This window comes from Streptomyces sp. NPDC025721 (assembly GCF_055558595.1).
In genome coordinates, this window is record NZ_JBVHMF010000017.1 from 1 (window position 1) to 22,790 (window position 22,790).

Annotated in this window: 20 protein-coding genes, 1 rRNA gene and 2 riboswitches; of the genes, 15 read left to right on the top strand and 6 right to left on the bottom strand. The window is 70.6% G+C overall.

Translation table 11 applies throughout. From position 1 onward, the window contains the following. The 11 genes from rrf to ACZ4EF_RS22850 all read left to right on the top strand — a co-directional run. A 5S ribosomal RNA gene (gene rrf, locus ACZ4EF_RS22800) occupies positions 1 to 83 on the top strand; the annotation flags it as partial. Between the two features lie 114 nt (positions 84 to 197). After that, positions 198 to 806, top strand: coding sequence for a CDP-alcohol phosphatidyltransferase family protein (locus tag ACZ4EF_RS22805; RefSeq protein WP_355335745.1), 609 nt, complete (start codon positions 198 to 200; stop codon positions 804 to 806). A 22-nt stretch (positions 807 to 828) separates the two neighbouring features. After that, the gene (locus tag ACZ4EF_RS22810) at positions 829 to 3,324 is read left to right on the top strand and encodes a mannose-1-phosphate guanyltransferase (RefSeq protein ID WP_355335743.1); all 2,496 of its coding nucleotides are present in this window, start codon (positions 829 to 831) and stop codon (positions 3,322 to 3,324) included. A gap of 63 nt (positions 3,325 to 3,387) precedes the next feature. Next, entirely contained in the window at positions 3,388 to 4,329 is a 942-nt protein-coding gene (locus ACZ4EF_RS22815) for a DUF881 domain-containing protein (protein WP_391051111.1), read from the top strand. Beyond that, complete coding sequence (locus tag ACZ4EF_RS22820) at positions 4,326 to 4,658, top strand: small basic family protein (RefSeq protein WP_033175851.1); 333 nt, start codon at positions 4,326 to 4,328, stop codon at positions 4,656 to 4,658. Before ACZ4EF_RS22815 ends, ACZ4EF_RS22820 begins: the two co-directional genes overlap by 4 nt. Before the next feature lie 7 nt (positions 4,659 to 4,665). After that, positions 4,666 to 5,520 (top strand): DUF881 domain-containing protein, encoded by an 855-nt coding sequence (locus tag ACZ4EF_RS22825; RefSeq protein ID WP_391051113.1) that lies wholly within the window; start codon positions 4,666 to 4,668, stop codon positions 5,518 to 5,520. A gap of 358 nt (positions 5,521 to 5,878) precedes the next feature. Next, positions 5,879 to 6,412: an FHA domain-containing protein gene (locus tag ACZ4EF_RS22830; protein ID WP_355335734.1), complete on the top strand. Its 534-nt coding sequence runs from the start codon at positions 5,879 to 5,881 to the stop codon at positions 6,410 to 6,412. A gap of 46 nt (positions 6,413 to 6,458) precedes the next feature. Further along, positions 6,459 to 7,193, top strand: a complete 735-nt coding sequence (ftsR, locus tag ACZ4EF_RS22835; RefSeq protein ID WP_355335731.1) for a transcriptional regulator FtsR — start codon at positions 6,459 to 6,461, stop codon at positions 7,191 to 7,193. 179 nt (positions 7,194 to 7,372) lie between these two features. Then, positions 7,373 to 7,846, top strand: a complete 474-nt coding sequence (locus ACZ4EF_RS22840; RefSeq protein ID WP_031518684.1) for a bifunctional nuclease family protein — start codon at positions 7,373 to 7,375, stop codon at positions 7,844 to 7,846. Between the two features lie 166 nt (positions 7,847 to 8,012). Next, positions 8,013 to 8,618 carry a MerR family transcriptional regulator gene (locus ACZ4EF_RS22845; protein WP_355335727.1) on the top strand — a complete coding sequence of 202 codons (606 nt, stop codon included), beginning with the start codon at positions 8,013 to 8,015 and terminating at the stop codon, positions 8,616 to 8,618. Between the two features lie 69 nt (positions 8,619 to 8,687). Beyond that, on the top strand, positions 8,688 to 10,178 hold the full coding sequence (locus ACZ4EF_RS22850) for a DNA polymerase IV (protein WP_401719786.1): 1,491 nt from the start codon (positions 8,688 to 8,690) through the stop codon (positions 10,176 to 10,178). Here ACZ4EF_RS22850 and ACZ4EF_RS22855 read toward each other — a convergent pair. Beyond that, positions 10,094 to 10,471, bottom strand: a complete 378-nt coding sequence (locus tag ACZ4EF_RS22855; protein ID WP_401719789.1) for a PRC-barrel domain-containing protein — start codon at positions 10,469 to 10,471, stop codon at positions 10,094 to 10,096. The two genes, ACZ4EF_RS22850 and ACZ4EF_RS22855, sit on opposite strands and share 85 nt — an antisense overlap. A gap of 137 nt (positions 10,472 to 10,608) precedes the next feature. After that, positions 10,609 to 10,704: riboswitch (glycine riboswitch) on the top strand. Further along, a riboswitch (glycine riboswitch) is annotated at positions 10,705 to 10,825 on the top strand. Between the two features lie 64 nt (positions 10,826 to 10,889). Here ACZ4EF_RS22855 and gcvP point away from each other — a divergent pair. After that, positions 10,890 to 13,784, top strand: a complete 2,895-nt coding sequence (gcvP, locus tag ACZ4EF_RS22860; protein WP_467506273.1) for an aminomethyl-transferring glycine dehydrogenase — start codon at positions 10,890 to 10,892, stop codon at positions 13,782 to 13,784. 178 nt (positions 13,785 to 13,962) lie between these two features. Here gcvP and ACZ4EF_RS22865 read toward each other — a convergent pair whose 3' ends face one another. Next, positions 13,963 to 14,169, bottom strand: a complete 207-nt coding sequence (locus tag ACZ4EF_RS22865) for a DUF5999 family protein (protein WP_355335718.1) — start codon at positions 14,167 to 14,169, stop codon at positions 13,963 to 13,965. 253 nt (positions 14,170 to 14,422) lie between these two features. Continuing rightward, positions 14,423 to 15,019 (bottom strand): hypothetical protein, encoded by a 597-nt coding sequence (locus tag ACZ4EF_RS22870; RefSeq protein ID WP_355335715.1) that lies wholly within the window; start codon positions 15,017 to 15,019, stop codon positions 14,423 to 14,425. A 457-nt stretch (positions 15,020 to 15,476) separates the two neighbouring features. Between ACZ4EF_RS22870 and ACZ4EF_RS22875 the strand changes: the two genes are divergently transcribed. Continuing rightward, on the top strand, positions 15,477 to 16,967 hold the full coding sequence (locus ACZ4EF_RS22875; protein WP_355335712.1) for a glutamate-cysteine ligase family protein: 1,491 nt from the start codon (positions 15,477 to 15,479) through the stop codon (positions 16,965 to 16,967). Positions 16,968 to 17,014: 47 nt separating this feature from the next. Here the strand turns inward: ACZ4EF_RS22875 and ACZ4EF_RS22880 are convergent, their stop codons facing one another. Next, the gene (locus tag ACZ4EF_RS22880) at positions 17,015 to 18,811 is read right to left on the bottom strand and encodes a substrate-binding and VWA domain-containing protein (protein WP_467506274.1); all 1,797 of its coding nucleotides are present in this window, start codon (positions 18,809 to 18,811) and stop codon (positions 17,015 to 17,017) included. A 106-nt stretch (positions 18,812 to 18,917) separates the two neighbouring features. Here ACZ4EF_RS22880 and ACZ4EF_RS22885 point away from each other — a divergent pair, with 106 nt between their 5' ends. Then, on the top strand, positions 18,918 to 19,715 hold the full coding sequence (locus ACZ4EF_RS22885; RefSeq protein WP_391051129.1) for a CPBP family intramembrane glutamic endopeptidase: 798 nt from the start codon (positions 18,918 to 18,920) through the stop codon (positions 19,713 to 19,715). A 93-nt stretch (positions 19,716 to 19,808) separates the two neighbouring features. Here ACZ4EF_RS22885 and ACZ4EF_RS22890 read toward each other — a convergent pair whose 3' ends face one another. Next, positions 19,809 to 20,630 (bottom strand): PhzF family phenazine biosynthesis protein, encoded by an 822-nt coding sequence (locus ACZ4EF_RS22890; protein ID WP_355335705.1) that lies wholly within the window; start codon positions 20,628 to 20,630, stop codon positions 19,809 to 19,811. Between the two features lie 213 nt (positions 20,631 to 20,843). Here ACZ4EF_RS22890 and ACZ4EF_RS22895 point away from each other — a divergent pair, with 213 nt between their 5' ends. Then, a complete protein-coding gene (locus tag ACZ4EF_RS22895) occupies positions 20,844 to 21,461 on the top strand; it encodes a PadR family transcriptional regulator (protein ID WP_188283150.1) in 618 nt (205 codons plus the stop codon). A 69-nt stretch (positions 21,462 to 21,530) separates the two neighbouring features. Here the strand turns inward: ACZ4EF_RS22895 and ACZ4EF_RS22900 are convergent, their stop codons facing one another. Continuing rightward, positions 21,531 to 22,550: a LacI family DNA-binding transcriptional regulator gene (locus ACZ4EF_RS22900; protein ID WP_391051132.1), complete on the bottom strand. Its 1,020-nt coding sequence runs from the start codon at positions 22,548 to 22,550 to the stop codon at positions 21,531 to 21,533. Between the last annotated feature and the right edge of the window lie 240 nt (positions 22,551 to 22,790).

Below are 22,790 nucleotides of genomic sequence, written 5' to 3' on the forward strand. Positions count from 1 at the left end.
ACATTCCGAACCCGGAAGCTAAGCCTTTCAGCGCCGATGGTACTGCAGGGGGGACCCTGTGGGAGAGTAGGACACCGCCGAACAATCTTTATGGAAGAGGCCCGGCCTCGGATCTTAGGATCCGACGCCGGGCCTCTTTTGCGTCTGCGGTAGAGTCTGGCCCGAAACGTCAGGACATACATACAGGAGGGGCCCCGGTGGAGGTCCAGGAGACAAGGGTGCAAACGGATCGGATCTTCACGATCCCCAACATCCTGAGTATGGCCCGCCTGGTGGGCGTACCCGTGTTCCTGTGGCTGATTCTGTGGCCCGAGTTCGGCGGACCGAAGGCTGACGGCTGGGCGCTGCTCGTACTCGCCCTGAGCGGCATCAGTGACTATCTGGACGGCAAGCTGGCCCGGCGGTGGAATCAGGTCAGCAGTCTCGGCCGGGTTCTCGATCCCGCGGCGGACCGGCTGTTTGTACTGTCCACGCTGGTAGGACTCACATGGCGCGACATCCTCCCACTGTGGGTAACGGTCCTGCTGCTGGCCCGTGAGGCCGTGATGGCGGTGATGCTGCTGATTCTGCGGAGGCACGGGTACGGACCTCCCCAGGTGAACTTCATCGGGAAAGCGGCTACCTTCAACCTCATGTACGCCTTTCCGCTGCTCCTCCTGAGCGACGGAAGCGGATGGCTTGCGACACTGGCGTCTATTTTCGGCTGGGCGTTCGCAGGTTGGGGTACAACCCTGTACTGGTGGGCAGGGATCCTCTATGTGGTGCAGGTCCGCCGACTTGTGCGGGCGGACACCACGGCTGACTGAGTCACGAGGAGGACGTTCCGACATGAAGGCGGTTGTCATGGCCGGCGGTGAAGGCACTCGCCTTCGCCCAATGACCTCGAGCATGCCCAAACCTCTGCTGCCAGTGGTGAATCGCCCGATCATGCAGCATGTTCTGACACTGCTCAAGCGGCATGGACTCACTGAGACGGTGGTGACTGTCCAGTTCCTCGCCTCCCTGGTGAAGAATTATTTCGGGGACGGCGAAGAATTTGGAATGGAGCTCACCTACGCCAACGAGGAGAAGCCGCTGGGGACGGCCGGAAGCGTCAAGAACGCCGAAGAGGCGTTGAAGGACGACTCCTTCCTCGTGATCTCCGGTGATGCCCTGACGGACTTCGATCTCACCGAGCTGATCGAATTCCACAAGGAGAAGGGAGCCATGGTCACGGTCTGCCTGACCCGGGTCCCCAATCCCCTCGAATTCGGTATCACCATCGTCGACGACGAAGGCAAGGTGGAACGCTTCCTGGAGAAGCCCACCTGGGGCCAGGTGTTCTCCGACACGGTGAACACCGGCATTTACGTGATGGAGCCCGAGGTCTTCGACTACGTCCAGGCCGACGTGTCCGTCGACTGGTCGGGCGACGTCTTCCCGCAGCTCATGAAGGAGGGCAAGCCCGTCTACGGCTTCATCGCCGAGGGCTACTGGGAGGACGTCGGCACCCACGAGAGCTACGTGAAGGCCCAGGCCGACGTACTCGAGGGCAAAGTCGACGTCGACATCGACGGCTTCGAGATCTCCCCCGGCGTGTGGGTCGCGGAAGGCGCCGAGGTGCACCACGACGCCATCCTGCGCGGCCCGCTCTTCATCGGCGACTACGCCAAGGTCGAGGCGGGCGCCGAGATTCGCGAGCACAGCGTCATCGGCTCCAATGTGGTCGTGAAAACAGGCGCTTTCCTGCACAAGGCCGTCATCCACGACAATGTCTACATCGGCCAGCAGACCAATCTGCGCGGCTGCGTCATCGGCAAGAACACCGATGTCATGCGGGCCGCGCGAATCGACGACGGCGCGGTCATCGGCGACGAGTGCCTGATCGGCGAGGAATCGAACATCGCCGGCAACGTACGCGTCTATCCGTTCAAGACGATCGAGGCCGGCGCCTTCGTCAACACCTCGGTCATCTGGGAGTCGCGCGGGCAGGCGCATCTGTTCGGCGCCCGAGGCGTATCCGGCATTCTGAACGTCGAGATCACCCCCGAGCTGGCCGTACGGCTGGCGGGCGCGTACGCGACCACGTTGAAGAAGGGCGCGACGGTCACCACCGCTCGTGACCACTCACGTGGTGCGCGTGCGCTCAAGCGGGCGGTGATCTCCGCGCTCCAGACCAGCGCGATCGACGTGCGCGACCTGGAGAACGTGCCGATGCCCGTGGCACGGCAGCAGACCGCGCGCGGCAGCGCGGGCGGCATCATGATCCGGACCTCACCGGGGCGGCCGGACTCGCTGGACATCATGTTCTTCGACGAGCGGGGCGCGGACCTGTCCGCGGCCGGACAGCGGAAGCTGGACCGGGTCTTCGCCCGTCAGGAGTACCGCAGGGCGTTCCCCGGCGAGATCGGCGACCTGCGGTTCCCCGCCACGGTCTTCGACTCCTACACCGGCGCGCTGCTGCGGGCCGTGGACATCTCCGGGATCGCCGACGCCGGTCTGAAGGTCGTGGTTGACGCGGCCAACGGCAGTGCCGGGCTCGTACTGCCCAGCCTCCTCGGACGGCTCGGCGTGGACGCGCTCACCGTCAACCCCGGTCTGGACGAGGCTCGTCCGACCGAGACCACCGAGAGCCGGCGGGCCGGACTCGTACGCCTCGGTGAGATCGTCGCTTCGGCGCGGGCCGCCTTCGGCGTGCGCTTCGACCCCGTGGGCGAGCGGCTGTCACTGGTGGACGAGCGGGGCCGGATCATCGAGGACGACCGGGCGCTGCTGGTCATGCTCGACCTCGTCGCGGCCGAGCGCCGCAGCGGCCGGGTGGCACTGCCCGTGACCACGACCCGGATCGGCGAGCAGGTCGCCGCGTACCACGGCACCCAGGTCGAGTGGACGACGACGTCGCCCGACGACCTGACCAGGGTCGGCAGGGCCGAGGGCACCATCTTCGGCGGCGACGGGCGCGGCGGCTTCATCATTCCGGAGTTCAGCAGCGTCTTCGACGGATCGGCCGCCTTCGTGCGGCTGATCGGACTGGTGGCGCGTACGCAGCTCACGCTCAGCCAGATCGACGCCCGTATCCCGCGCGCTCACGTCATCAAGCGGGACGTGCCGACACCGTGGGCCGTCAAGGGTTCCGTGATGCGGCGCGTGGTGGAGTCGGCGGGCGACCGCTCGGTGGACACCACCGACGGCGTGCGCGTGGTCGAGGCGGACGGACGCTGGGTGATGGTGCTGCCCGACCCGGCGGAGGCCGTCACGCATCTGTGGGCGGAAGGGCCCGACGACACCTCCGCGGAGGCACTGCTCGACGAGTGGGCGGAGGTCGTGGAGAGCGCCGGGCGCTGATCCTTCGGCCGAACGGCGCGCCGTGAGGGGGCCATTCGAGTGTGGCGGCCCCGACGTGCGACGATGTGCGGCATGCCGCAGCAGCAACCCGATCGGAGCAGCCCCGTCCCCGGGGCTGCCCGGCGGCGTCCTGACGCCTCGATGTCGTTGCTCACCAACGTCATGGAGCACAGTCTCGACGACGGGTACGCGGAGGCCGCCGCGCGCCGCGGCGAGGTCGGCACCTCCAGGCTGCCGAAGCGGTTGAGCGGAAAGCTGGGCCTGGCCGCGGGTCTCGTACTCGCCGCCATCGTCGTCACGGTGGGCGCGGCCCAGACGCGGGTGGCCGCGCCCACCGAGGCCAAGGAGCGGCAGAAGCTCATCGACCAGGTGAAGACCGAGACCGACAGCGCCGACAAGCTCCAGAGCAGTGTGGACGGCCTGCGCGACACCGTGGCCGCCGAGCAGCGGGCCGCGTTGGAGGACCACGGCGGCGACAGCAGCGCCTTGGTCGAGCTGCTGTCGGGCGCGACCCCGGTGGACGGTCCCGGCGTCAAGCTGGTCGTGGACGACGCCAAGGAGGCGTCAGAAGGCGGCACAGGCGGCCCGCGGGAGAGCAGCGGCTTCTCCGACACCGGCAGGGTCCGCGACCGCGACATGCAGCGCGTGGTGAACGGGCTGTGGTCCTCGGGAGCCGAGGCGATCACCGTCAACGGCCAACGGCTCACCGCCCTGTCCGCCATCCGGGCCGCCGGTGACGCCATACTGGTCGACAACAAGCCGCTGGCGCCGCCGTACACGGTGCTGGCGATCGGGGACGGGGAGCGGTTGAGCGCGGCATTCCAGGACAGTGCGGACGGTCAGTACCTGCACGTCCTGGAGCAGAACTACGGCATCCGCGCGAGCATCTCCGTCCAGGGCACGCTGCACCTGGCCGCCGCGCCCAGCCTGATCGTGCGGTATGCCAAGCCGGTCCCCGGCCAGCAGAAGGCGGACTCCGCCACAACAGGGAAGGGTTCGAAGTGATCGCCGTACTGGGCCTCGTCGTGGGAGTCGTGGTCGGGCTCGTGGTCCGTCCCGTGGTGCCGACCGGGGTCGAGCCGTATCTGCCGATCGCCGTCGTCGCCGCTCTCGACGCGGTCTTCGGCGGCCTGCGGGCGATGCTGGACGGGATCTTCGACGACAAGGTCTTCGTGGTCTCCTTCCTGTCCAACGTGGTGGTGGCGGCGCTGATCGTCTTCCTCGGCGACAAGCTCGGGGTGGGCGCGCAGCTCTCCACCGGCGTCGTGGTCGTCCTCGGCATCCGGATCTTCTCCAACGCGGCGGCCATCCGCCGCCACGTCTTCCGGGCGTGACGACGGTATGAGCGACGAGCACCACGAGTCCGCGGACGACGGGCGGGACCGCCAGCAGCACGGCCCGGCCCACGCCGCGCACGATCACGAACCCGCCCACGCCGCGCACGCCCATGAGCCGGAGCACGCCGCGCCGCCGGTCACCGGGCGGCAGCGGCTGGTCGCCGGGCTGTGGCCGCCGAGGCTGTCACGCGCCCAGCTCACCGTGGCCGTCCTGCTGTTCGTCCTCGGCCTCGGGCTGGCGATCCAGGTCAGCTCCACGAGCGACAGCGGCGGCGCGCTGCGCGGCGCGCGCAAGGAGGACCTGGTCCGCATCCTGACCGAGCTGGACAACCGCACCCAGCGGCTCGAGGACGAGAAGCGGGGTCTGGAGAGCCAGCGGTCGGAGCTGGAGACCAGTTCCAACCAGGCCGCGGAGGCGCTCAAGCAGACCCAGGCCAAGGCGCAGCAGCTCGGCATCCTGGCGGGCACGGTGGCCGCCCAGGGGCCGGGTATCACGCTGACGATCTCCGACCCCAAGGGCGGTGTCCAGGCAGACTCGCTCCTGGACACCCTTCAGGAACTCCGGGCGGCCGGTGCGGAGGCGATCCAGATCAACGATGTACGGGTCGTCGCCGACACGTACTTCACGGAGGGTACGGACGGTGTGCTCATCGACGGCCACAAGGTGTCCCAGCCGTACGAGTTCAAGGTGATCGGAAATCCGCAGGATCTGGAGCCCGCCCTCAACATCCCGGGCGGGGTCGTGCAGACGCTGGAGAAGGAGCAGGCCACGGCCGATGTCGTCAGGTCGCAGAAGATCGTTGTGTCCGCCTTGCGGCCGTCGAAGCAGCCTGACTACGCTCGGTCGTCATCCCAGTGAGGCGGGGGGTCGGGGCATCTGTGGGGTGCTGTGTGGTGGAAACTGTGTGTAGCGAGGGTTCGTCCTGCCCCACGGGCGGGTCTGTTTCTTTCAAGGGGAATCGCCCGTGAAGTTGTTTGGGAAGTTTTTCGGCAAGAGCGCGCGGCAGTCGGGTGACCCGGCGACGGCGCGCCACCGTGCTCCGCGGAACACCGGGGAGGAGAGCCAGTCCGGCGACCGCCCGCTGTTCCGGCACGAGGACCAGCAAGGCGGCGGCGACTTTTCCGGTGGCCCCGGCGTGGCGCCTGTTGACCCTGCCTCGTCCCCCCGCATAGGTTTCGGGGAACCATCAACCTCAACCCCGGGTGGAGGGTTCGGCTTGCCGGTTTGTACGCGGTGCGGGCACACGAACGCGGAGGCGAGCCGCTTCTGCAACAACTGCGGCGCGCCGCTGCGCGGTTCAGGGGCCGGGCAGGAACGCGCGTCCGAGACCACCTCCACGATCTCCATCTCGGGCCTCGAGGCGTACGAGGCGGAGGTCACCGGCCAGCATGTGACGCCGTCGCTCTCCTCCGAGGCGCAGTCGGCCGTGGACGCCCTGCCGATGGGCTCCGCGCTGCTGATCGTGCGACGGGGGCCGAACTCGGGCAGCCGCTTCCTGCTGGACGGTGAGCTGACCACGGCCGGCCGCCACCCGCAGAGCGACATCTTCCTGGACGACGTCACGGTCTCCCGTCGCCATGTGGAGTTCCGCCGCGGCCCGGACGGCGGCTTCACCGTCTCCGACGTCGGCAGCCTCAACGGCACGTACGTCAACCGGGAGCGGATCGACGCGGTGCCGCTGTCCAACGGTGACGAGGTCCAGATCGGCAAGTACAGGTTGGTCTTCTACGCGAGCCAGCGGGGGATCTAGCTCTTTTCCCCCGGACCCGGTCCGGGGGACCCCAGGGAAGGTGTTCATGCCGAGAACGCAGGGCGGTGCCGGAGACGGCACCGCCACCGCCGACAGCGCGCTGTTGAGCATCGGCGCCGTCCTGGGGCAGCTCCAGGACGAGTTCCCCGAGGTCACCATCTCCAAGATCCGTTTCCTGGAGGCCGAGGGTCTGGTCGAGCCGCAGCGCACCCCGTCCGGATACCGCAAGTTCGCGGCCCGTGACGTCGAGCGGCTCGCCTACATCCTGCGCGTGCAGCGCGACCACTACCTGCCGCTGCGGGTGATCAGGGAGCACCTGGACGCGCTCGACCGCGGCGAGCACGTGGCGCTGCCGGGTCCCGCGGAGTCCAGGGAGGCCCAGGAGGCCGCCATCGAGCCCCAGGCGCCCGCGGAGCTGCGGATCGGCCGTACGGAGCTGCTGGCGGCCACCGGGGCCGACGGCGAGGAACTGGACCAGTGGGAGTCCTACGGCCTGGTCGAGGCCGGCCGGGACGGCGGGTACGACGCCGACACGGTGAACATCGGACGACTCATCGTCGACCTCGGCCGTTTCGGGCTCGAACCGCGCCATTTGCGGGCGGTGAAGGCCGCTGCCGACCGGGAGGCGGGTCTGGTAGAGCAGGTCGTGGCGCCGCTGCGGCGGCACCGCAATCCGCAGACGCGCACCCACGCCGAGGTCACCGCGCGCGAGCTGGCCGCGCTCTCCGTTCGGCTGCACGCGGCGATGGTGCAGTCCGCGCTGCGGGTCAAGCTCCTCTGAGCGGTTTTTCGGTTTTTCCCACGCCCTGTAAAGGCGCCGGTACCGGGCGGGTACGGGCTTTTCAGCGGTCTCCCGCGGGGCCCGTGCCGACTTTGTGCCGGGCTTCACGAAGCCGCCGAAGTCCGGCCCAGGGGGTGCCCGACTACCCAAACCCGGCAGGCACGTCCTAGGGTTGCTGTGTGAACGAGCTCGACGTTGTGGGTGTCCGGGTCGAAATGCCCTCCAATCAACCGATCGTGCTCCTGCGTGAAGTGGGAGGCGACCGGTACCTGCCCATCTGGATCGGGCCGGGAGAGGCGACGGCCATCGCTTTCGCGCAGCAGGGCATGACGCCTGCGCGACCGCTCACGCATGACCTCTTCAAGGACGTACTCGAAGCGGTCGGACAGACGCTGACCGAGGTCCGTATCACCGACCTGCGCGAAGGCGTCTTCTACGCCGAGCTGGTGTTCGCCAGCGGCGTGGAGGTCAGCGCCCGTCCGTCCGACGCCATAGCCCTCGCGCTGCGCACCGGTACGCCGATCTACGGCAGTGACGGGGTGCTCGACGACGCCGGGATCGCGATCCCGGACGAGCAGGAGGACGAGGTGGAGAAGTTCCGCGAGTTCCTCGACCAGATCTCGCCCGAGGACTTCGGCACGAGCAACCAGTGAGCCGTTCCCGATACCGGGACACGCCAAACCACTCGTGGGGTGAATATCACTCGGCGTGCCGAGTGTGGCGATCGTTGACGCACCCCTGGCGACTGCCTACCTTCGGAGAGGAAAGTCCCGATGGCACGTGCACGCGGCCCCGGGACGCGAAGGGACGGAGGGCGGCGTGAGAAGCACCGGCGACGGTCTGGCGACCGGCGGCCCGTATCCGACCCAGGGGGCACTGGCGCGCGCCACCGCTGACGCGGGCGGCGGCGGGGCGGCACAGGACGTACCGCCCGAGCAGATCGGCTACCGCGGGCCCACCGCGTGCGCGGCGACCGGCATCACCTACCGCCAGCTCGACTACTGGGCCCGTACCGGCCTGGTCGAGCCCAGCGTCCGCCCTGCCTACGGCTCCGGCACGCAGCGGCTCTACAGCTTCCGGGACGTCGTCGTCCTGAAGATAGTGAAGCGGCTGCTGGACACCGGCGTCTCGCTCCAGAACATCCGGACGGCGGTGCGGCACCTGCGCTCCGTCGGGCCGACGGAGCTGGCCAGGATGACGCTGATGAGCGACGGTGCCACGGTCTACGAGTGCACCTCGCCCGACGAGGTGGTGGATCTGCTCCAGGGGGGCCAGGGGGTCTTCGGCATCGCCGTGGGCGTGGTCTGGCGGGACGTGGAGAGTTCGCTGTCCCAGATGCACGGGGAGCGGGTGGACACCGGCGAGACCCTGGTCGGCGACAATCCGTCCGACGAGCTGGCGAAGCGGCGCAATCGGGCGGTCTGAGCGGCTTACCGACGCCGTGCCGTACACGTGTACGGCGATTGTCGGTGTCGTGCGGCACGATCGGTACTTGTGAGAAGTGCGCCGACGATCCTGCATCTGGACATGGACGCGTTCTTCGCCGCGGTCGAACAGGCGTCGAAGCCGAGCCTGCGGGGCAAGCCGGTGGTGGTCGGCGGCCTCGGCCCCCGCGGCGTCGTATCGACCGCGTCCTATGAGGCGCGCGTCCACGGCGTCCACTCCGCGATGGCGATGGCCCACGCCCGCCGCCTCAGCCCCAACGCCGCCTATCTCGTACCGCGCTTCGGCATCTACCGGCAGATCAGCGAGGCCGTGATGGCGCTGCTGCACGAGGTGTCACCCCTGATAGAGCCGCTGAGCCTGGACGAGGCGTTCGTGGACCTGGAGGCGGGCGGGCACGGCGCGGACCCGCGGGCGGTCGCCCGGCGGCTGCGCGCCGAGATCCGGGCCAGCACCGGGCTCACCGCCTCGGTGGGGCTCGCCGGGTCGAAGCTGCTGGCGAAGATCGCCTCCGAGCAGGCCAAGCCGGACGGCCTGGTCGTCGTCGAGCCCGGCACCGAGCGCGCGCTGCTCGAACCGATGCCGGTACGCACCCTGCCCGGCGTCGGGCCCGCCACCGCCGAGCATCTGCGGCGCGTGGGCATCACCACCGTCGGCGAGATCGTGCACGCGGGGGAGCCGGAGCTGGTCCGGCTGCTCGGCAAGGCGCACGGCACGGGCCTGCACTCGATGGCCGCCGGCCTCGACAACCGCCCCGTGGTCGCCGACCGCGACGTCAAGTCCATCTCCGTCGAGGACACCTTCGACGCCGACCTCACCGACCGCGCCCATGTGCGGTACGAGATCGACCGGCTCGCCGAGCGCTGCGTGCAGCGGCTGCGCGGCGCGGGCCGCTCCGGGCGGACGGTGGTCGTCAAGGTCCGCAGATACGACTTCTCGACCCTGACGCGCTCCGAGACGCTGCGGGCGCCGACCGACGACCCGGGACTCGTACGGGAGACCGCCAGGCGGCTGATGGAGGCTGTCGACACCACCGGCGGTGTGCGGCTGCTCGGGGTGGGCGTCGCTGGGCTCGCCGACTTCACGCAGGAGGATCTGTTCGCGCACGCGGCGGGGGAGGGCGAGGAGGACGAGAACGCGCCCGAGGAGCTGCCCTCGGCGCCGCCGCCCGCGCCGGAGCGGGCCAGGCTCTGGTGGCCGGGCCAGGACGTGGAGCACGAGACGTACGGCTCCGGATGGGTGCAGGGAAGCGGGGTCGGGCGGGTCACCGTGCGCTTCGAGGTGCCCTCGGACACCGTGCCCGGCCGGGTGCGGACCTTCGCCGTGGACGACCCGGCGCTCGCGCACCGCGATCCGCTGCCGCTCGACCCGGGGGAAGCGGCGGGTGCGGGCCGGGGGAAGGAAGAGGGCGTGGGGCAGGGGGAGGAAGAGAGTGCGGGCCAGGGGGAGGAGGACGCTCAGTCCTCGCCCGCGAGCCGCCCGAAGTCCCGGTCGGGGGGCGGCGGCGGCTCCGAGCCGGACGTCGGCACGTCCATCCCGTAGTGGTGGTAGAGCTGCAACTCCTGCTCCGGCGACAGGTGGCGCCCCACACCGAAGTCCGGCGCGTCCCTGATCAGCGACTTCTTGTACGGCACCCGCAATTCGTCGTCCACCACTTCGCTGGGCTCCAGCGGTACGAACGCGTCGCGCGTGAACAGCCCGGTCCTGACGGCCGCCCACTCCGGTATGCCGGTCGCGTCGTCGAGGTACACCTCGTCCACCGTGCCGATCTTCGTACCGTCATGGTCGAAGACGCGGCGGCCGATCAGGCTGCGCGGATCGATGTCGGTCTGCACGGTCCCTCCAACCAATGACGAGCGATGTCTGGGTACAGCCAAAGGCACATCCTGGCCGGTGTCGACTCGGGCGGTGATCACCGCCCCCCGCCCCCGCCGGGTCCCGCCGCCTCGCTGGTAGGCTGGTGATCGGCCGCAGACCCCGTGCGGGAGAGCCTCCGAGACAGTGTCGGAGGCGCCGAAGGAGCAAATCCTCCCCGGAATCTCTCAGGCATCCGTACCGCATGGACGAGGTCACTCTGGAAAGCAGGGCACGCACCGGGAGCGGTTTTCCGGCACGGGCCCTCACCGACGGTGAAAGCCGCTCCCACGGGGGCGGTGAAGCTCTCAGGTTCTGATGACAGAGGGGGAGGCCGTACGGGTGTCCGCGCGTCGCGGCACCCCCCGAAGGTCGTCGCAGACCAGGAGGCCTCCGCAGATGACTTCCCGTCGCATTCCCCTCGCCGAGCTGGAAGCGGGCGTGCCGTTCGCCAGGCGCCACATCGGACCCGACGCAGCGGCGCAGGCGAAGATGCTCGCCCAGGTCGGCTACGGCTCCCTGGACGAACTCACCGAAGCGGCCGTGCCCGACACCATCAGGAGCGCGCAGGCCCTGGCGCTGCCCGAGGCCCGCACCGAGGCCGAGGCGCTGGCCGAGCTGCGGGCGCTGGCGGACCGCAATCAGGTGCTGGCTCCGATGATCGGCCTGGGCTACTACGGCACCTTCACCCCGCCCGTCATCCTGCGCAATGTGATGGAGAACCCGTCCTGGTACACGGCCTACACGCCGTACCAGCCGGAGATCTCGCAGGGCCGCCTGGAGGCGCTGCTCAACTTCCAGACCGTCGTCGCCGACCTCACCGGGCTGCCCACCTCCGGCGCCTCGCTGCTCGACGAGAGCACCGCGGCGGCCGAGGCGATGGCGCTGTCCCGCCGGGTCGGCAAGGTCAAGCAGGGCGTCTTCCTGGTCGACGCCGACACCTTCCCGCAGACCGTCGCGGTGATCCGGACCCGCGCGGAGCCGACCGGCGTCGAGGTCGTCGTCGCCGACCTGTCCGAGGGCATCCCGGCGGAGATCGCCGAGCGTGGCGTCTTCGGCGTCCTGCTCCAGTACCCGGGCGCCTCGGGCGCCGTACGGGACCCGCGCCCGGTCATCGAGCGCGCGCACGAGCTGGGCGCGGTCGTGACCGTCGCCGCCGACCTGCTGGCGCTGACGCTGCTCACCTCGCCCGGCGAGCTGGGCGCGGACATCGCGGTGGGCACCACCCAGCGCTTCGGCGTCCCCATGGGCTTCGGCGGACCGCACGCCGGATACATGGCCGTACGCGACTCCTACGCCCGCAACCTGCCCGGCCGCCTCGTCGGCGTCTCCGTGGACGCCGACGGCAACCGCGCCTACCGGCTGGCCCTCCAGACCCGCGAGCAGCACATCCGCCGCGAGAAGGCCACCAGCAACATCTGTACGGCGCAGGTCCTGCTCGCCGTGATGGCCGCGATGTACGCGGTCTACCACGGCCCCGACGGGCTCGCGCAGATCGCCGGCCGCACCCACCGCTACGCCGCGGTGCTCGCCGCGGGTCTGCGCGCGGGCGGCGTCGAGATCGTGCACGACGGCTACTTCGACACGCTCACCGCGCGGGTGCCGGGACGCGCGGCCGAGGTCGTGGCCGCCGCCCGTCAGGCCGGGGTCAATCTGCGGCTGACCGACGCCGACCTGGTCGGTATCGCCTGCGACGAGACCACCGACCGGGCCCGCGTCGCGGCCGTCCTCGACGCCTTCGGCGTCCAGGGAAGCGCCGCGGACCTCGACGCGCTGGACGCGGCCACCGAGGACGCGCTGCCCGCCGGACTGCTGCGCACCGACGCGTATCTGACCCACCCCGTCTTCCACCAGCACCGCAGCGAGACCGCGATGCTGCGCTACCTGCGGCGGCTGGCCGACCGCGACTACGCGCTGGACCGCGGGATGATCCCGCTGGGCTCCTGCACGATGAAGCTCAACGCGACCACCGAGATGGAGCCGGTCACCTGGCCCGAATTCGGCGCGCTGCACCCCTTCGCGCCGGTCGAGCAGGCCGAGGGCTACCTGGCGCTGATCCACGGCCTGGAGGACCAGCTCGCCGAGGTCACCGGCTACGACAAGGTCAGCCTCCAGCCCAACGCGGGCTCCCAGGGCGAACTGGCCGGGCTGCTCGCGGTCCGCGCCTACCACCGCGCCAACGGCGACACCGGCCGTACCGTCTGCCTGATCCCGTCCTCCGCGCACGGCACCAACGCCGCGAGCGCGGTGATGGCGGGCATGAAGGTCGTCGTGGTCAAGACCGGCGAGAACGGCGACGTGGACGTCACCGACCTGCACGCCAAGATCGAGCAGCACCGTGACCAGCTCGCCGTGCTGATGGTCACCTACCCGTCCACGCACGGCGTGTTCGAGGACAACATCACCGACGTCTGCGCGGCCGTGCACGACGCGGGCGGCCAGGTGTACGTGGACGGCGCGAATCTCAACGCGCTGGTCGGTCTGGCCAGGCCCGGCCGGTTCGGGGCGGACGTCTCGCACCTGAACCTGCACAAGACCTTCTGCATCCCGCACGGCGGCGGCGGCCCCGGCGTCGGCCCGGTCGCGGTCCGCGCGCACCTGGCGCCGTACCTGCCGAACCACCCGCTCCAGCCCACCGCGGGACCTGCCACCGGCGTCGGCCCCGTCTCGGGCGCGCCGTGGGGCTCGGCGGGCATCCTGCCGATCTCCTGGACGTATGTACGGCTGATGGGCGCGGAAGGGCTCAAGCAGGCCACCCAGATGGCGGTACTGGGCGCGAATTACGTCGCCAAGCGGCTGGAGCCGCACTTCCCCGTGCTCTACACCGGCCCCGGCGGGCTGGTCGCGCACGAGTGCATCATCGACCTGCGGCCGTTGGCCAAGGAGACCGGCGTCAGCGTCGACGACATCGCCAAGCGGCTGATCGACTACGGCTTCCACGCGCCGACGATGTCCTTCCCGGTGGCGGGCACGCTGATGATCGAGCCGACCGAGAGCGAGGACCTGGCGGAGCTGGACCGTTTCTGCGACGCCATGGTCGCGATCCGCGGCGAGATCGACCGGGTCGGCGCGGGCGACTGGCCGGCCGACGACAACCCGCTGCGCAACGCCCCGCACACCGCGGCGGCGCTCGGCGGCGACTGGGCGCACCCGTACAGCCGCGAGGAGGCGGTCTTCCCCGCCGGGGTCGTCGCGGCCGACAAGTACTGGCCGCCGGTACGGCGGATCGACGGCGCTTTCGGCGACCGCAATCTGGTCTGCTCCTGCCCGCCGCTGGACGCGTACGAGAGCTGAGCGTGTACGAGAGCTGAGCGCGTTGGGCCGACCGGGTCCGGTGGTACGGGCCCGGCGGTCTCGCGCGAGGCTGCCCGCACATGACGAAGCCGGTTCCGCTGTCAGCAGTGGAACCGGCTCTGTGTGTGGGGCGGTGCGCGGTGCGGCGCGGTCTCGTGTGCGGGCGGCCCCGTACCGGTCAGGCCGCGGCGGTGATCTGCTCGGTGCCCAGGGGGCGGTGCGGCGCGATGATCTGCCCGTCGGGCAGCAGCTCGCCGGTGTCCTCGAAGAGGAGCACGCCGTTGCACAGCAGGCTCCAGCCCTGCTCCGGGTGGTGGGCCAGGGTGTGCGCGGCCTCACGGTCGGGGCACTCTGCGGTGGGGCACTGGGGCTTGTGCTGGCACATGGATGGTGTCTTTCGCTGCGAGAGGTGGCTGGTGCGGATGATTGCGCTGCCTGACTGGTTCATTTCCGTTCCCCCGTTGGTACGGCCGTTCCCAGTGTTGCTCTACTGACGTCGATCCGCAGGGATTTCACGCAGGCAATCCCTTGGAGGACAGGACGCGTCACTCCGCCGGACGGTTGCGAGGGCGGGACGCGACGGTGCCCCCGCGGCCCAGTGGCTCGCGGGGGCACCGTGGAGAGGCGGCGACAGGCCGTCAGGCGGGCGACCCCAGCAGCGGCGGCGGCGCCATCCGTACCGAGAGCAGCGGCATCAGCTCCGCCAGCCGGTGCAGGCGGTGCGGGGCGATGCCGGGCGGCGCGGGGGCCAGCGGCACCAGCACGTCCGCCGGGGTGGGCTGGGCCGTCGAGGCGTCGGCACGCGGGTCGCAGTGCAGCCACAGCGCCAGCATGTACAGGCTGGGCACGGAGAGCAGATGCGGTTGGTAAGTGGCGGGCAGCGTGTCCCCCTGGCGCAGCGCCCGCTCGGTGGAGGCCAGGAACGGCCCCTCGGAGAAGCGCGAGAAGACCCAGCCGTCAGCCGTCGCCACGGTCTCGCCCGCGGCGACGGTGCCTTGCGGCCAGCCCCCGGCGAGGATGTGGAACCGCCAGCCGGTCAATCGTGCGCGAGGCAGGCCGCCGGGGACGTCCGCCGGTTCGAACACATGGACAGGGAGCGGGTGTTCGGCGGTGAGGGGCCCTTGGGCGTTCCGCAGCGCGGGCGTCCGGGCCTCCTGGACCGCGGTGGGAGAGCTGAGCGCGGCCAGGATGCTCCGCAGGGCGGGAGCAGGTGCTGGGGGGACAAGCAGCGGCATGGTGTCGCCTCTCACTGGGAGACAAACAGTGGTGCGGGGGCAGGGGTGCGGACGGCGCATGAGGGCGGAAAGGGGATCGGCTCAGGCGCGTCCGGCGAGGGCGGATGCTTTGCCTTGTTCACGGAGTTTATACGACGTGTGTTCGCTCCGTGTTTCGTCTAGTCGCAGCCAGTATTACGCGCAAGGCGAGAAATCGCCTTCTTCTGTGATGGCCCACGAAGCATTCGTGCAGGGTGCGCGGTGTGCGCCGCATATTTCTGCCCGCTGCGGACGGCTGGATCCCGCCGGTCGTATTCACGAAGTTTTTACGCCGCGCCGTGACCGTGGTATGTGCCACAGGAACCCACTGTGTTAGCCGTTGTGCACAGCCTAGTGGCAGACGCGGGGCCGCCGTGGCGTTATCGATCATTTGGGTGGGCATCCTCCCGTGAGTATCCGTACGAGGAAGGACGCGTCGATGGGCGAGAAGGTCGTTGCCAACGGGTTCGACCTGGCCGACCGGAGGCTGTACCGGCGCAAGCTGCGGCAGTGTCTCGTGGGGCTGGAGCGGCTGTTGGACGAGAAGCGATTCGACCGGCCGCGCAATCTGATGGGTCTGGAGATCGAATTGAATCTCGCGGATTCCGACGGGCTGCCGCGCATGATGAACGAAGAGGTGCTCGAGCGCATCGCGAGCCGGGATTTCCAGACCGAGCTCGCGCAGTTCAATATTGAAGTAAACATCGCGCCGCACCGGCTTTCCGGCCGGGTCATGGACCGCCTCGCCGAGGAACTGCGGATCGGTCTCGGGTATGCCGACCGGATGGCCCGCGAGGTGGGCGCGCACATCGTGATGGTAGGAATTCTGCCCACCCTGGAGGCCCAGGACCTGGTCTCCGCCAACCTCTCCCGCGCCGACCGGTACACGCTGCTCAACGAGCGGATACTGGCGATGCGCGGTGAGGACATCACCCTCGACATCGAGGGCGCCGAACGCCTGCTCTACACGTCCGCGTCCATCGCGCCCGAGGCCGCCTGCACCTCCACCCAGATGCACCTCCAGGTCACCCCCGGCCGCTTCGCCGACGTGTGGAACGCGGCGCAGGTCGTGTCGGGACCGCAGGTGGCCGTCGGCGCCAACTCGCCGTTCCTCTTCGGCCGTGAGCTGTGGCGCGAGACCCGCGCACCGCTGTTCCTCCAGGCCACCGACGTCCGCCCGGAGGAGCTGGTGGCCCAAGGGGTGCGGCCCATCACGTGGTTCGGCGAGCGCTGGATCGACTCCGCTGCCGACCTCTTCGCGGAGAACGTACGGTACTTCCCCTCGCTGCTGCCGATCTGCGACGAGGAGGACCCGCTGCGGGTGCTGGACGACGGGGGAGTGCCGCAGTTGCGCGAACTCACCCTGCACAACGGCACGATCTACCGCTGGAACCGTCCCGTCTACCAGGTGGTCGACGGCGTCCCGCACCTGCGCGTGGAGAACCGGGTGATGCCCGCCGGTCCCACGGTGGCCGACGTCGTCGCCAACACCGCCTTCTACTACGGTCTGGTCCGCGCCCTGGCCGAGGCGTCACGCCCGGTCTGGCACAAGCTGCCTTTCGCCGCCGCCGCGGCCAACTTCGAGGCGTCCTGCCGCGACGGCATCGGCGCGGTCCTCCAGTGGCCGCGCGGCCGCAACGGCGGCCTCGCGGAGATCCCCGCCACCGACCTGATCCTCGACGAACTGCTGCCGCTGGCCGCGGCGGGGCTCGACGCGTGGGGCATCGAGGCCGTCGACCGCGACCACTACCTCGGCATCATCGAACAGCGCTGCCGCCGCCGTACCAACGGCGCCGAATGGCAGTCGGCGGTCTTCCACCGGATGCTGGAACGCGGCCTCGACCGGCGGCCCGCGCTCGCCGCGATGACCCAGCGGTACCGCGAACTCATGCTGGACGGCGAGCCGGTGCACTCCTGGCCGGTGGCGTGAGCCGTGGCGCACGGGGGCCTCGTGCGGCGCGGGCCCGTACAGCGGCCTCAGGGCGCCTTCGCGGCGGCGCTGGTGGCCGCCGCCACGACGGCCTTCAGCAGGACCGCCTGGATCTCCGAGGGGTCGTTGACCTGATACGCGGCCCCGCCGGTGGCCTTCGCGATGCGGTCGCAGGCCGCCTTGTCGGCGTTCGCGCCGACCGCGATGGCGATCAGCGGCACCGGCCGCGCCGGGTCGTCGAGCGTCTTCAGCCTGGACGTCAGGGCGTTGAGCGAGATGCTGCCCGGGTCCTCGTTGGCGCCGTCGGTGAGGATCACCACCGCGTTGAACTTGCCGGTCCCGTACGAGGAGACGGCGCTTTGGTAGACCGCGAGCGCCGTGTCGTACAGGCCGGTCGAGCCGCCCGGCACCGGCTGGAGGTCATGGAACGCGCTGTCGAGCTGCTGGCGGCGCGTGACGCCCTTGGCGACGGTGCCGCCGAGCGGGCCGGTGCGGACGATCTCCTGGTAGTCGCGCGAGCCGCTGAGCCGGGTGGAGAAGCGCCACAGCCCGATCTCGTCCTTCGGGGTGAACTGCGACAGCGCCTGCCGCAGCGACTCCTTGGTGATGTCGAGCCGCGACCTGCCGCCCGAACCGGGGACGACGTCGGCCATCGAGCCGGACACGTCCACGACCGTGGTGATCCGCGCGCTCTGCACGGTGATCTGCCACATCAGCCGGAGCTTTTGGAGCTCGGGCGCGGAGGGTGAGGGCGCGGGCGTGGCCGACAGGGGCTGCGGCGACTGGCCGCCCGCGCGCCGCACGGTCTCCGTGCCCGGATCGCCGCCGGGCGTACGGAAACCCGCGTCCGCGATCGTCCGCACGCCCTCGTCGTTGCCCAGCAGGGTCAGGAAGCGGTTGGCGGCCCGGCCCTGATCGGTGCTCAGATGCAGGTCGTCGACCATCGTGTACGGGTAGTCCAGGGTCGCCGCGCCGTCCGAGGGGTAGAACAGCCGCAGCGGCGGCGCGGAACCGCCGTTGTGCGCGAACGCGGCCTGTTCGGACAGGATCAGCGCCTGGCTCCGCTTGGGGTCGGCCAGCTCCGCAGGCGTCGTGTCGCGCGGCAGCGTCGCGACCGCCTGCTCGTCGCTGGGCTCGGTCCGCTGCGCGAGGGCCTTCGCGGCAGCCGCCGACTCCGTGTCGGAGTCGGTGCCCTCGCTCCCGCCGGCCCGCGCGATCGACGCGTTGATCATCGCCAGCGCCAGCATGCCGGTGGAGTTGAGCGCCGGATCGGCCGTACCGAACCGCAGGTCCGGTCTGCTGCCCGCCACCCCGGCCAACTCCGCCCAGGTGTACGTCTTGGACGGCCAGCCCAGCGTCTTGGCCTGCGACTGGAGCGCGCCGACCACCACCGGGGACTCGGCGACCGACCGCAGCTTCGTCAGCGCCCTGGCGCTGCCGGTGGCGGACGTCTGGGCCACCCACAGACTGTCGTCCGGCACCCACACCGCGAAATCCGGCTTCTTGGTGTTGTCGACCAGTTCCGCGGCGACGTCGGCGGAGTTCCGCGCGGTCACCCGGACGTCCAGACAGCGGCCGTCGGTCGTGTCGTGCTCGCGGCGCGCCCGGTCGGCGACGGCGGTCAGCGCGGGCGCGATGTCGGGCGAGGCGACCGCGCCGATCCGTACCGTGCCGCCGCGGCACGCGCCGCTCAGCGGCAGCAGTCCGCCGCGCAGCACCGCGAAGGTGCCCGCGCCCGCCGTGATCACCAGCGCGGTGGCCGCCGCGGTGGCACGGCGCCGGGTCCTGGCGGGCGGCGCTCCACCCGTCGATTCCCGGCCATCGGATATGCGGTGACGACCCATCGCTCCGTGCCTCTCCTGGGGTGGCTACGAACAGTAGACCCCGGCCTTCGTATCTTTGCCGGAGACCATAGCCATGCGCGGACGGCGCTGAAGCGGGATGACGTAAATGGAGGTCCGCGTGCACGCAGAGTCATACGAGGTGGAGGCAGGGTTGCAGCGGCGGACGCTGCGCAGCGAGACCCTGATCGTCTTGGCGCTGTCGCTGGGAGCGAGCGGCGTTGCCGCGCTGATCGACTTCATCGGTTCCGTGACGAGGCCGGGCGCGCTCAAGGACCAGGCGGCCACCCTCGTCGGCTCCCAGGCGCCGGGCCGGCCGTGGCTGGATCTGGCCTGGCAGGTCTTCTCCATCGCCACCGCGCTCGCCCCGGTGGCGCTGGTCGCCCACCTGCTGGCCAGGGAGCGGGTCGGCATGCCCGTGATCGGCTTCGACCGCACCCGGCCGCGGCTCGACCTGGCCCGGGGCGCGGCCGTCGCGGCCGTCATCGGCGGCACCGGGCTCGCCTTCTACCTCGGGGTCAGGGCGGCCGGCTTCAACCTCACCGTCGTGCCCGAGTCGCTGCCCGACGTGTGGTGGAAGATCCCGGTCCTGATCGCCTCCGCCGTGCAGAACGCGGTACTCGAAGAGGTGATCGTGGTCGGCTATCTGCTGCGCAGGCTCGGCCAGTTGGGCTGGAGCCCGGCCGCCGCGCTGGCCGCGAGCGCGCTGCTGCGCGGCTCGTACCACCTCTACCAGGGCGTCGGCGGCTTCGTCGGCAACATGGTGATGGGCGTCGTCTTCGTGCTGCTGTACCGGCGGTGGGGCCGGGTGGGGCCGCTGGTGGCGGCCCACTCCCTCATCGACACGGTGGCCTTCGTCGGCTACGCGCTGCTGGCCGGGAAGGTGGGGTGGCTGCCCACGGGGTGACGCGCGAGCGGAGCCCTTGCGACAGCGTTTACGGCGTTACGGCGCTTACGGCCTTACGGCGCTTACGGCACCGCGCCGTGACGCACCGCGGCCTTACGGCACCGCGTGCAGCTCGCCGTCCACCACGGTGACCGCGGCACCGGTCAGCAGCACCCGCTCGCCGCGCACCCGGGTACGGACCAGCCCGCCGCGCGGGGACGCCTGGAAGCCGGTGAGCGTCGTGCGGCCGAGCCGCTGCGACCAGAACGGCGCCAGCGCGGTGTGCGCGCTGCCGGTCACCGGGTCCTCGTCGATGCCGACGGCGGGGAAGAAGCCGCGCGAGACGAAGTCGTATCCGCGCGAGTCGTCCTCGGCCGCCGCGGTGGCGATCACCCCGCGCCGCGAGTGCCGGGCGAGCGCCGCGAAGTCGGGCGCCAGTGCCCGTACGGTCTTCTCGTCGGTGACCTCGATCAGCAGGTCACCGCAGTCGGGGCCGGTGTCCAGCACGGTCAGCGGCTTGGCGCCGAGCGCCGCCGCGACACCCGTCGGCGCGGCCACCGGCGTGAGCGGGGCCGCCGGGAAGTCCAAGGTGATCGAGCCGTCCCCGGCCGCCTCCGCCGACAGCACACCCGCGCTGGTACGGAACCAGACCGTGCCCTTGTGCGCGCCGCTGGTGCGCAGCACATGGGCGGTGGCCAGCGTGGCGTGCCCGCACAGCCCCACCTCCGTGACCGGGGTGAACCAGCGCAGCGCCCAGTCCGCTTCCGGCGCGTCGGCCAGCCGGTGCGCGAACGCGGTCTCTGACAGATTCAGCTCCGCCGCGACCTGCTGAAGCCACCGGTCCGGCGGAAACTCCTCCGAGTCGAGCAGCAGCACCCCCGCCGGATTGCCGGTGAACGGGCGGTCGGTGAAGGCGTCGACTATTCGGATGCGCATGGCGAGAGCGTAGCGGCGCGCCCCACGCCCGGCGGGCGGTGTTCGGCGGATTCCGCTTCCGGTGACCGCGCCCGCTGGTGACCCGTGCCGCCCCGGCCCCGTGGCCCCCTGTCGCCCTCCCGTCGCCGCCGTCGACCTGGGGCCTTGCCATCCGAACAGTTCCGATATATCGTTGAGCCATCGCGAACGATCAACGATGAAAGGAGCGTCATCATGCGTTCCCAAGGACACGAACATGGACACCGCGGCCCCGGACATCACGGTTGGGGCGAGCGGGACGAGCGACGGTCGGCCTTCGGGCCGTTCGGACCGCCCTTCGGCGGAGGCCCCTTCGGGCCCGGCGGCCGGGGGCGCGGCGGACCGCGCGGCAGGGCACGGCGGGGCGATGTACGCGCCTCGATCCTGGCGCTGCTGAAGGACCGCCCGATGCACGGCTACGAGATGATCCAGGAGATCGCCGAACGCAGCGGCGGCGCGTGGAAGCCGAGCCCCGGCTCGGTCTACCCGACGCTGCAACTGCTGGAGGACGAGGGCCTGATCAGCAGCGCGAGCGAGGGCGGCAAGAAGCTCTTCACGCTCACCGACAACGGCAGGACAGAAGCCGACGCGGGCCCCGAGGCCCCGTGGGAGGACGCCGGCCGCGGCGTCGACTGGGATGCCATGAACGAGATAAGGAAGGCGGGCGGCGGTCTCATCGAGGCCTTCCGCCAGGTGTGGGCCACCGGCACCCCCGAGCAGCGCGCGAAGGCGCTGACCGTGGTGAACGACGCCCGCAAGAAGCTCTACCTGATCCTGGCCGACGAGGACGTCACCGACCTCACCAAGGAGTGACGTCGGCGGTCACCGGGCGCCCGGTCCCGTACCGGCGCCGCCCGCGAATCATCGAGTCGGCCCGGGGCGTCACGCTCCGGGCCGACTCGATCCGCGTATCAGCAGGCGGGTCGGGATGATCCGCGGCTCCGCCGTGTCGACCGGCGCCGCGTCGATCAGCTCGCGCAGCGCCTCCACGGCCGCCTCGCCGAGCCCGCGCTGGTCCTGCGCCACCGTGGACAGCGCCGGGCGCACCAGCGCGGCGGCGTCGATGTCGTCGAAGCCGACCACCGCCAGATCGCGCGGCACCGAGAGGCCGGCGTCGGCCGCCGCGTGCATCGCGCCGACCGCCATCTGGTCGCCCGCCGCGAAGATCGCCGTCGGCGGCTCGGCCACCGCGAGCAGCCTGCGGGCCGCCTCTTCGCCGCTGTCGAGGAAGAAGTCGCCCTCGGTCACGTACTGCGGCGGCACCGGGAGCCCCAGCCGGGCGCAGGCCCGCTCGTAGCCCGCCAGCCGCTCGGCGGCCGGGGGAAGGTGCAGCGGACCGGTGATGGTGGCGATCCTGCGGTGCCCCAGCGCGTACAGATGCTCCACCGCCGCTTCCGCGCCCGCCGCGTTGTCGGAGCTGACCCGTACCGTACGCGGCCCGGTGAACGCGGTGTCGATGCCCGCGCAGGGCACGGCGGACGCGGCCAGGACGCGCAGGCAGCGGTCGTCGGCGGGGGTGGTCAGCACGATGACGCCTTCGAGATTGTGCCGCCGCACCGCTTGCAGATGCGCGGCGTCCGGGTCCTCGGGGCCCGGCGTCGTCAGCAGCATCAGGTGGTAGTCCGCCTCGGACAGCGCGGTGCGCACCGCGCTCAACAGGCCGAGCAGAAAAGGGTTGTGGAGTCCCTGTGCCTCCTGTCCGCTGTCCCAGATCAGGCCGATGGTGTCCGAGCGGCGCCTGACCAGGGTGCGGGCCGGTTCATTGGGCGCGTAACCCAACTCGATCGCCAGTTGCCGGATTCGCGCGCGGGTGGCCTCGCTCACCTCGGCGCGGTCGTTGAGAGCCCGGGACACGGTGGCGGTCGACACACCACTGCGGCGGGCGAGTTCACGAATGTTCACGGCGTACCTGATTCTGCGCGAGGGGAACAACGTGGAAACTTGGGACAGGTGAAAGGTGACTCCTGCGTACAGTCTTGACGATCAGTCAAGGCGAGGACAGACTTCCGGCCGATCGGAAACGTTTACGGCACTAGGTCCCGACAACCGGCCGGGACCCCGACAGGAACGGGACGCCTGCGATGCCTACGAACGCACGACGACGACCACGCCTCAGAGTCATTCTGACACTCGCCACCGCCG

Excerpts from the sequence above, each read along its gene's own strand:
- ACZ4EF_RS22810 (WP_355335743.1), top strand. The coding sequence starts at position 829 with ATGAAGGCGGTTGTCATGGCCGGCGGTGAAGGCACTCGCCTTCGCCCA.
- ACZ4EF_RS22890 (WP_355335705.1), bottom strand. The coding sequence starts at position 20,630 with ATGCGCATCCGAATAGTCGACGCCTTCACCGACCGCCCGTTCACCGGC.
- ACZ4EF_RS22825 (WP_391051113.1), top strand. The coding sequence starts at position 4,666 with ATGAGCGACGAGCACCACGAGTCCGCGGACGACGGGCGGGACCGCCAG.
- ACZ4EF_RS22880 (WP_467506274.1), bottom strand. The coding sequence starts at position 18,811 with ATGGGTCGTCACCGCATATCCGATGGCCGGGAATCGACGGGTGGAGCG.
- ACZ4EF_RS22875 (WP_355335712.1), top strand. The coding sequence starts at position 15,477 with ATGGGCGAGAAGGTCGTTGCCAACGGGTTCGACCTGGCCGACCGGAGG.
- ACZ4EF_RS22870 (WP_355335715.1), bottom strand. The coding sequence starts at position 15,019 with ATGCCGCTGCTTGTCCCCCCAGCACCTGCTCCCGCCCTGCGGAGCATC.
- ACZ4EF_RS22895 (WP_188283150.1), top strand. The coding sequence starts at position 20,844 with ATGCGTTCCCAAGGACACGAACATGGACACCGCGGCCCCGGACATCAC.
- ftsR (WP_355335731.1), top strand. The coding sequence starts at position 6,459 with ATGCCGAGAACGCAGGGCGGTGCCGGAGACGGCACCGCCACCGCCGAC.
- ACZ4EF_RS22885 (WP_391051129.1), top strand. The coding sequence starts at position 18,918 with ATGGAGGTCCGCGTGCACGCAGAGTCATACGAGGTGGAGGCAGGGTTG.
- ACZ4EF_RS22815 (WP_391051111.1), top strand. The coding sequence starts at position 3,388 with ATGTGCGGCATGCCGCAGCAGCAACCCGATCGGAGCAGCCCCGTCCCC.
- ACZ4EF_RS22865 (WP_355335718.1), bottom strand. The coding sequence starts at position 14,169 with ATGTGCCAGCACAAGCCCCAGTGCCCCACCGCAGAGTGCCCCGACCGT.
- gcvP (WP_467506273.1), top strand. The coding sequence starts at position 10,890 with ATGACTTCCCGTCGCATTCCCCTCGCCGAGCTGGAAGCGGGCGTGCCG.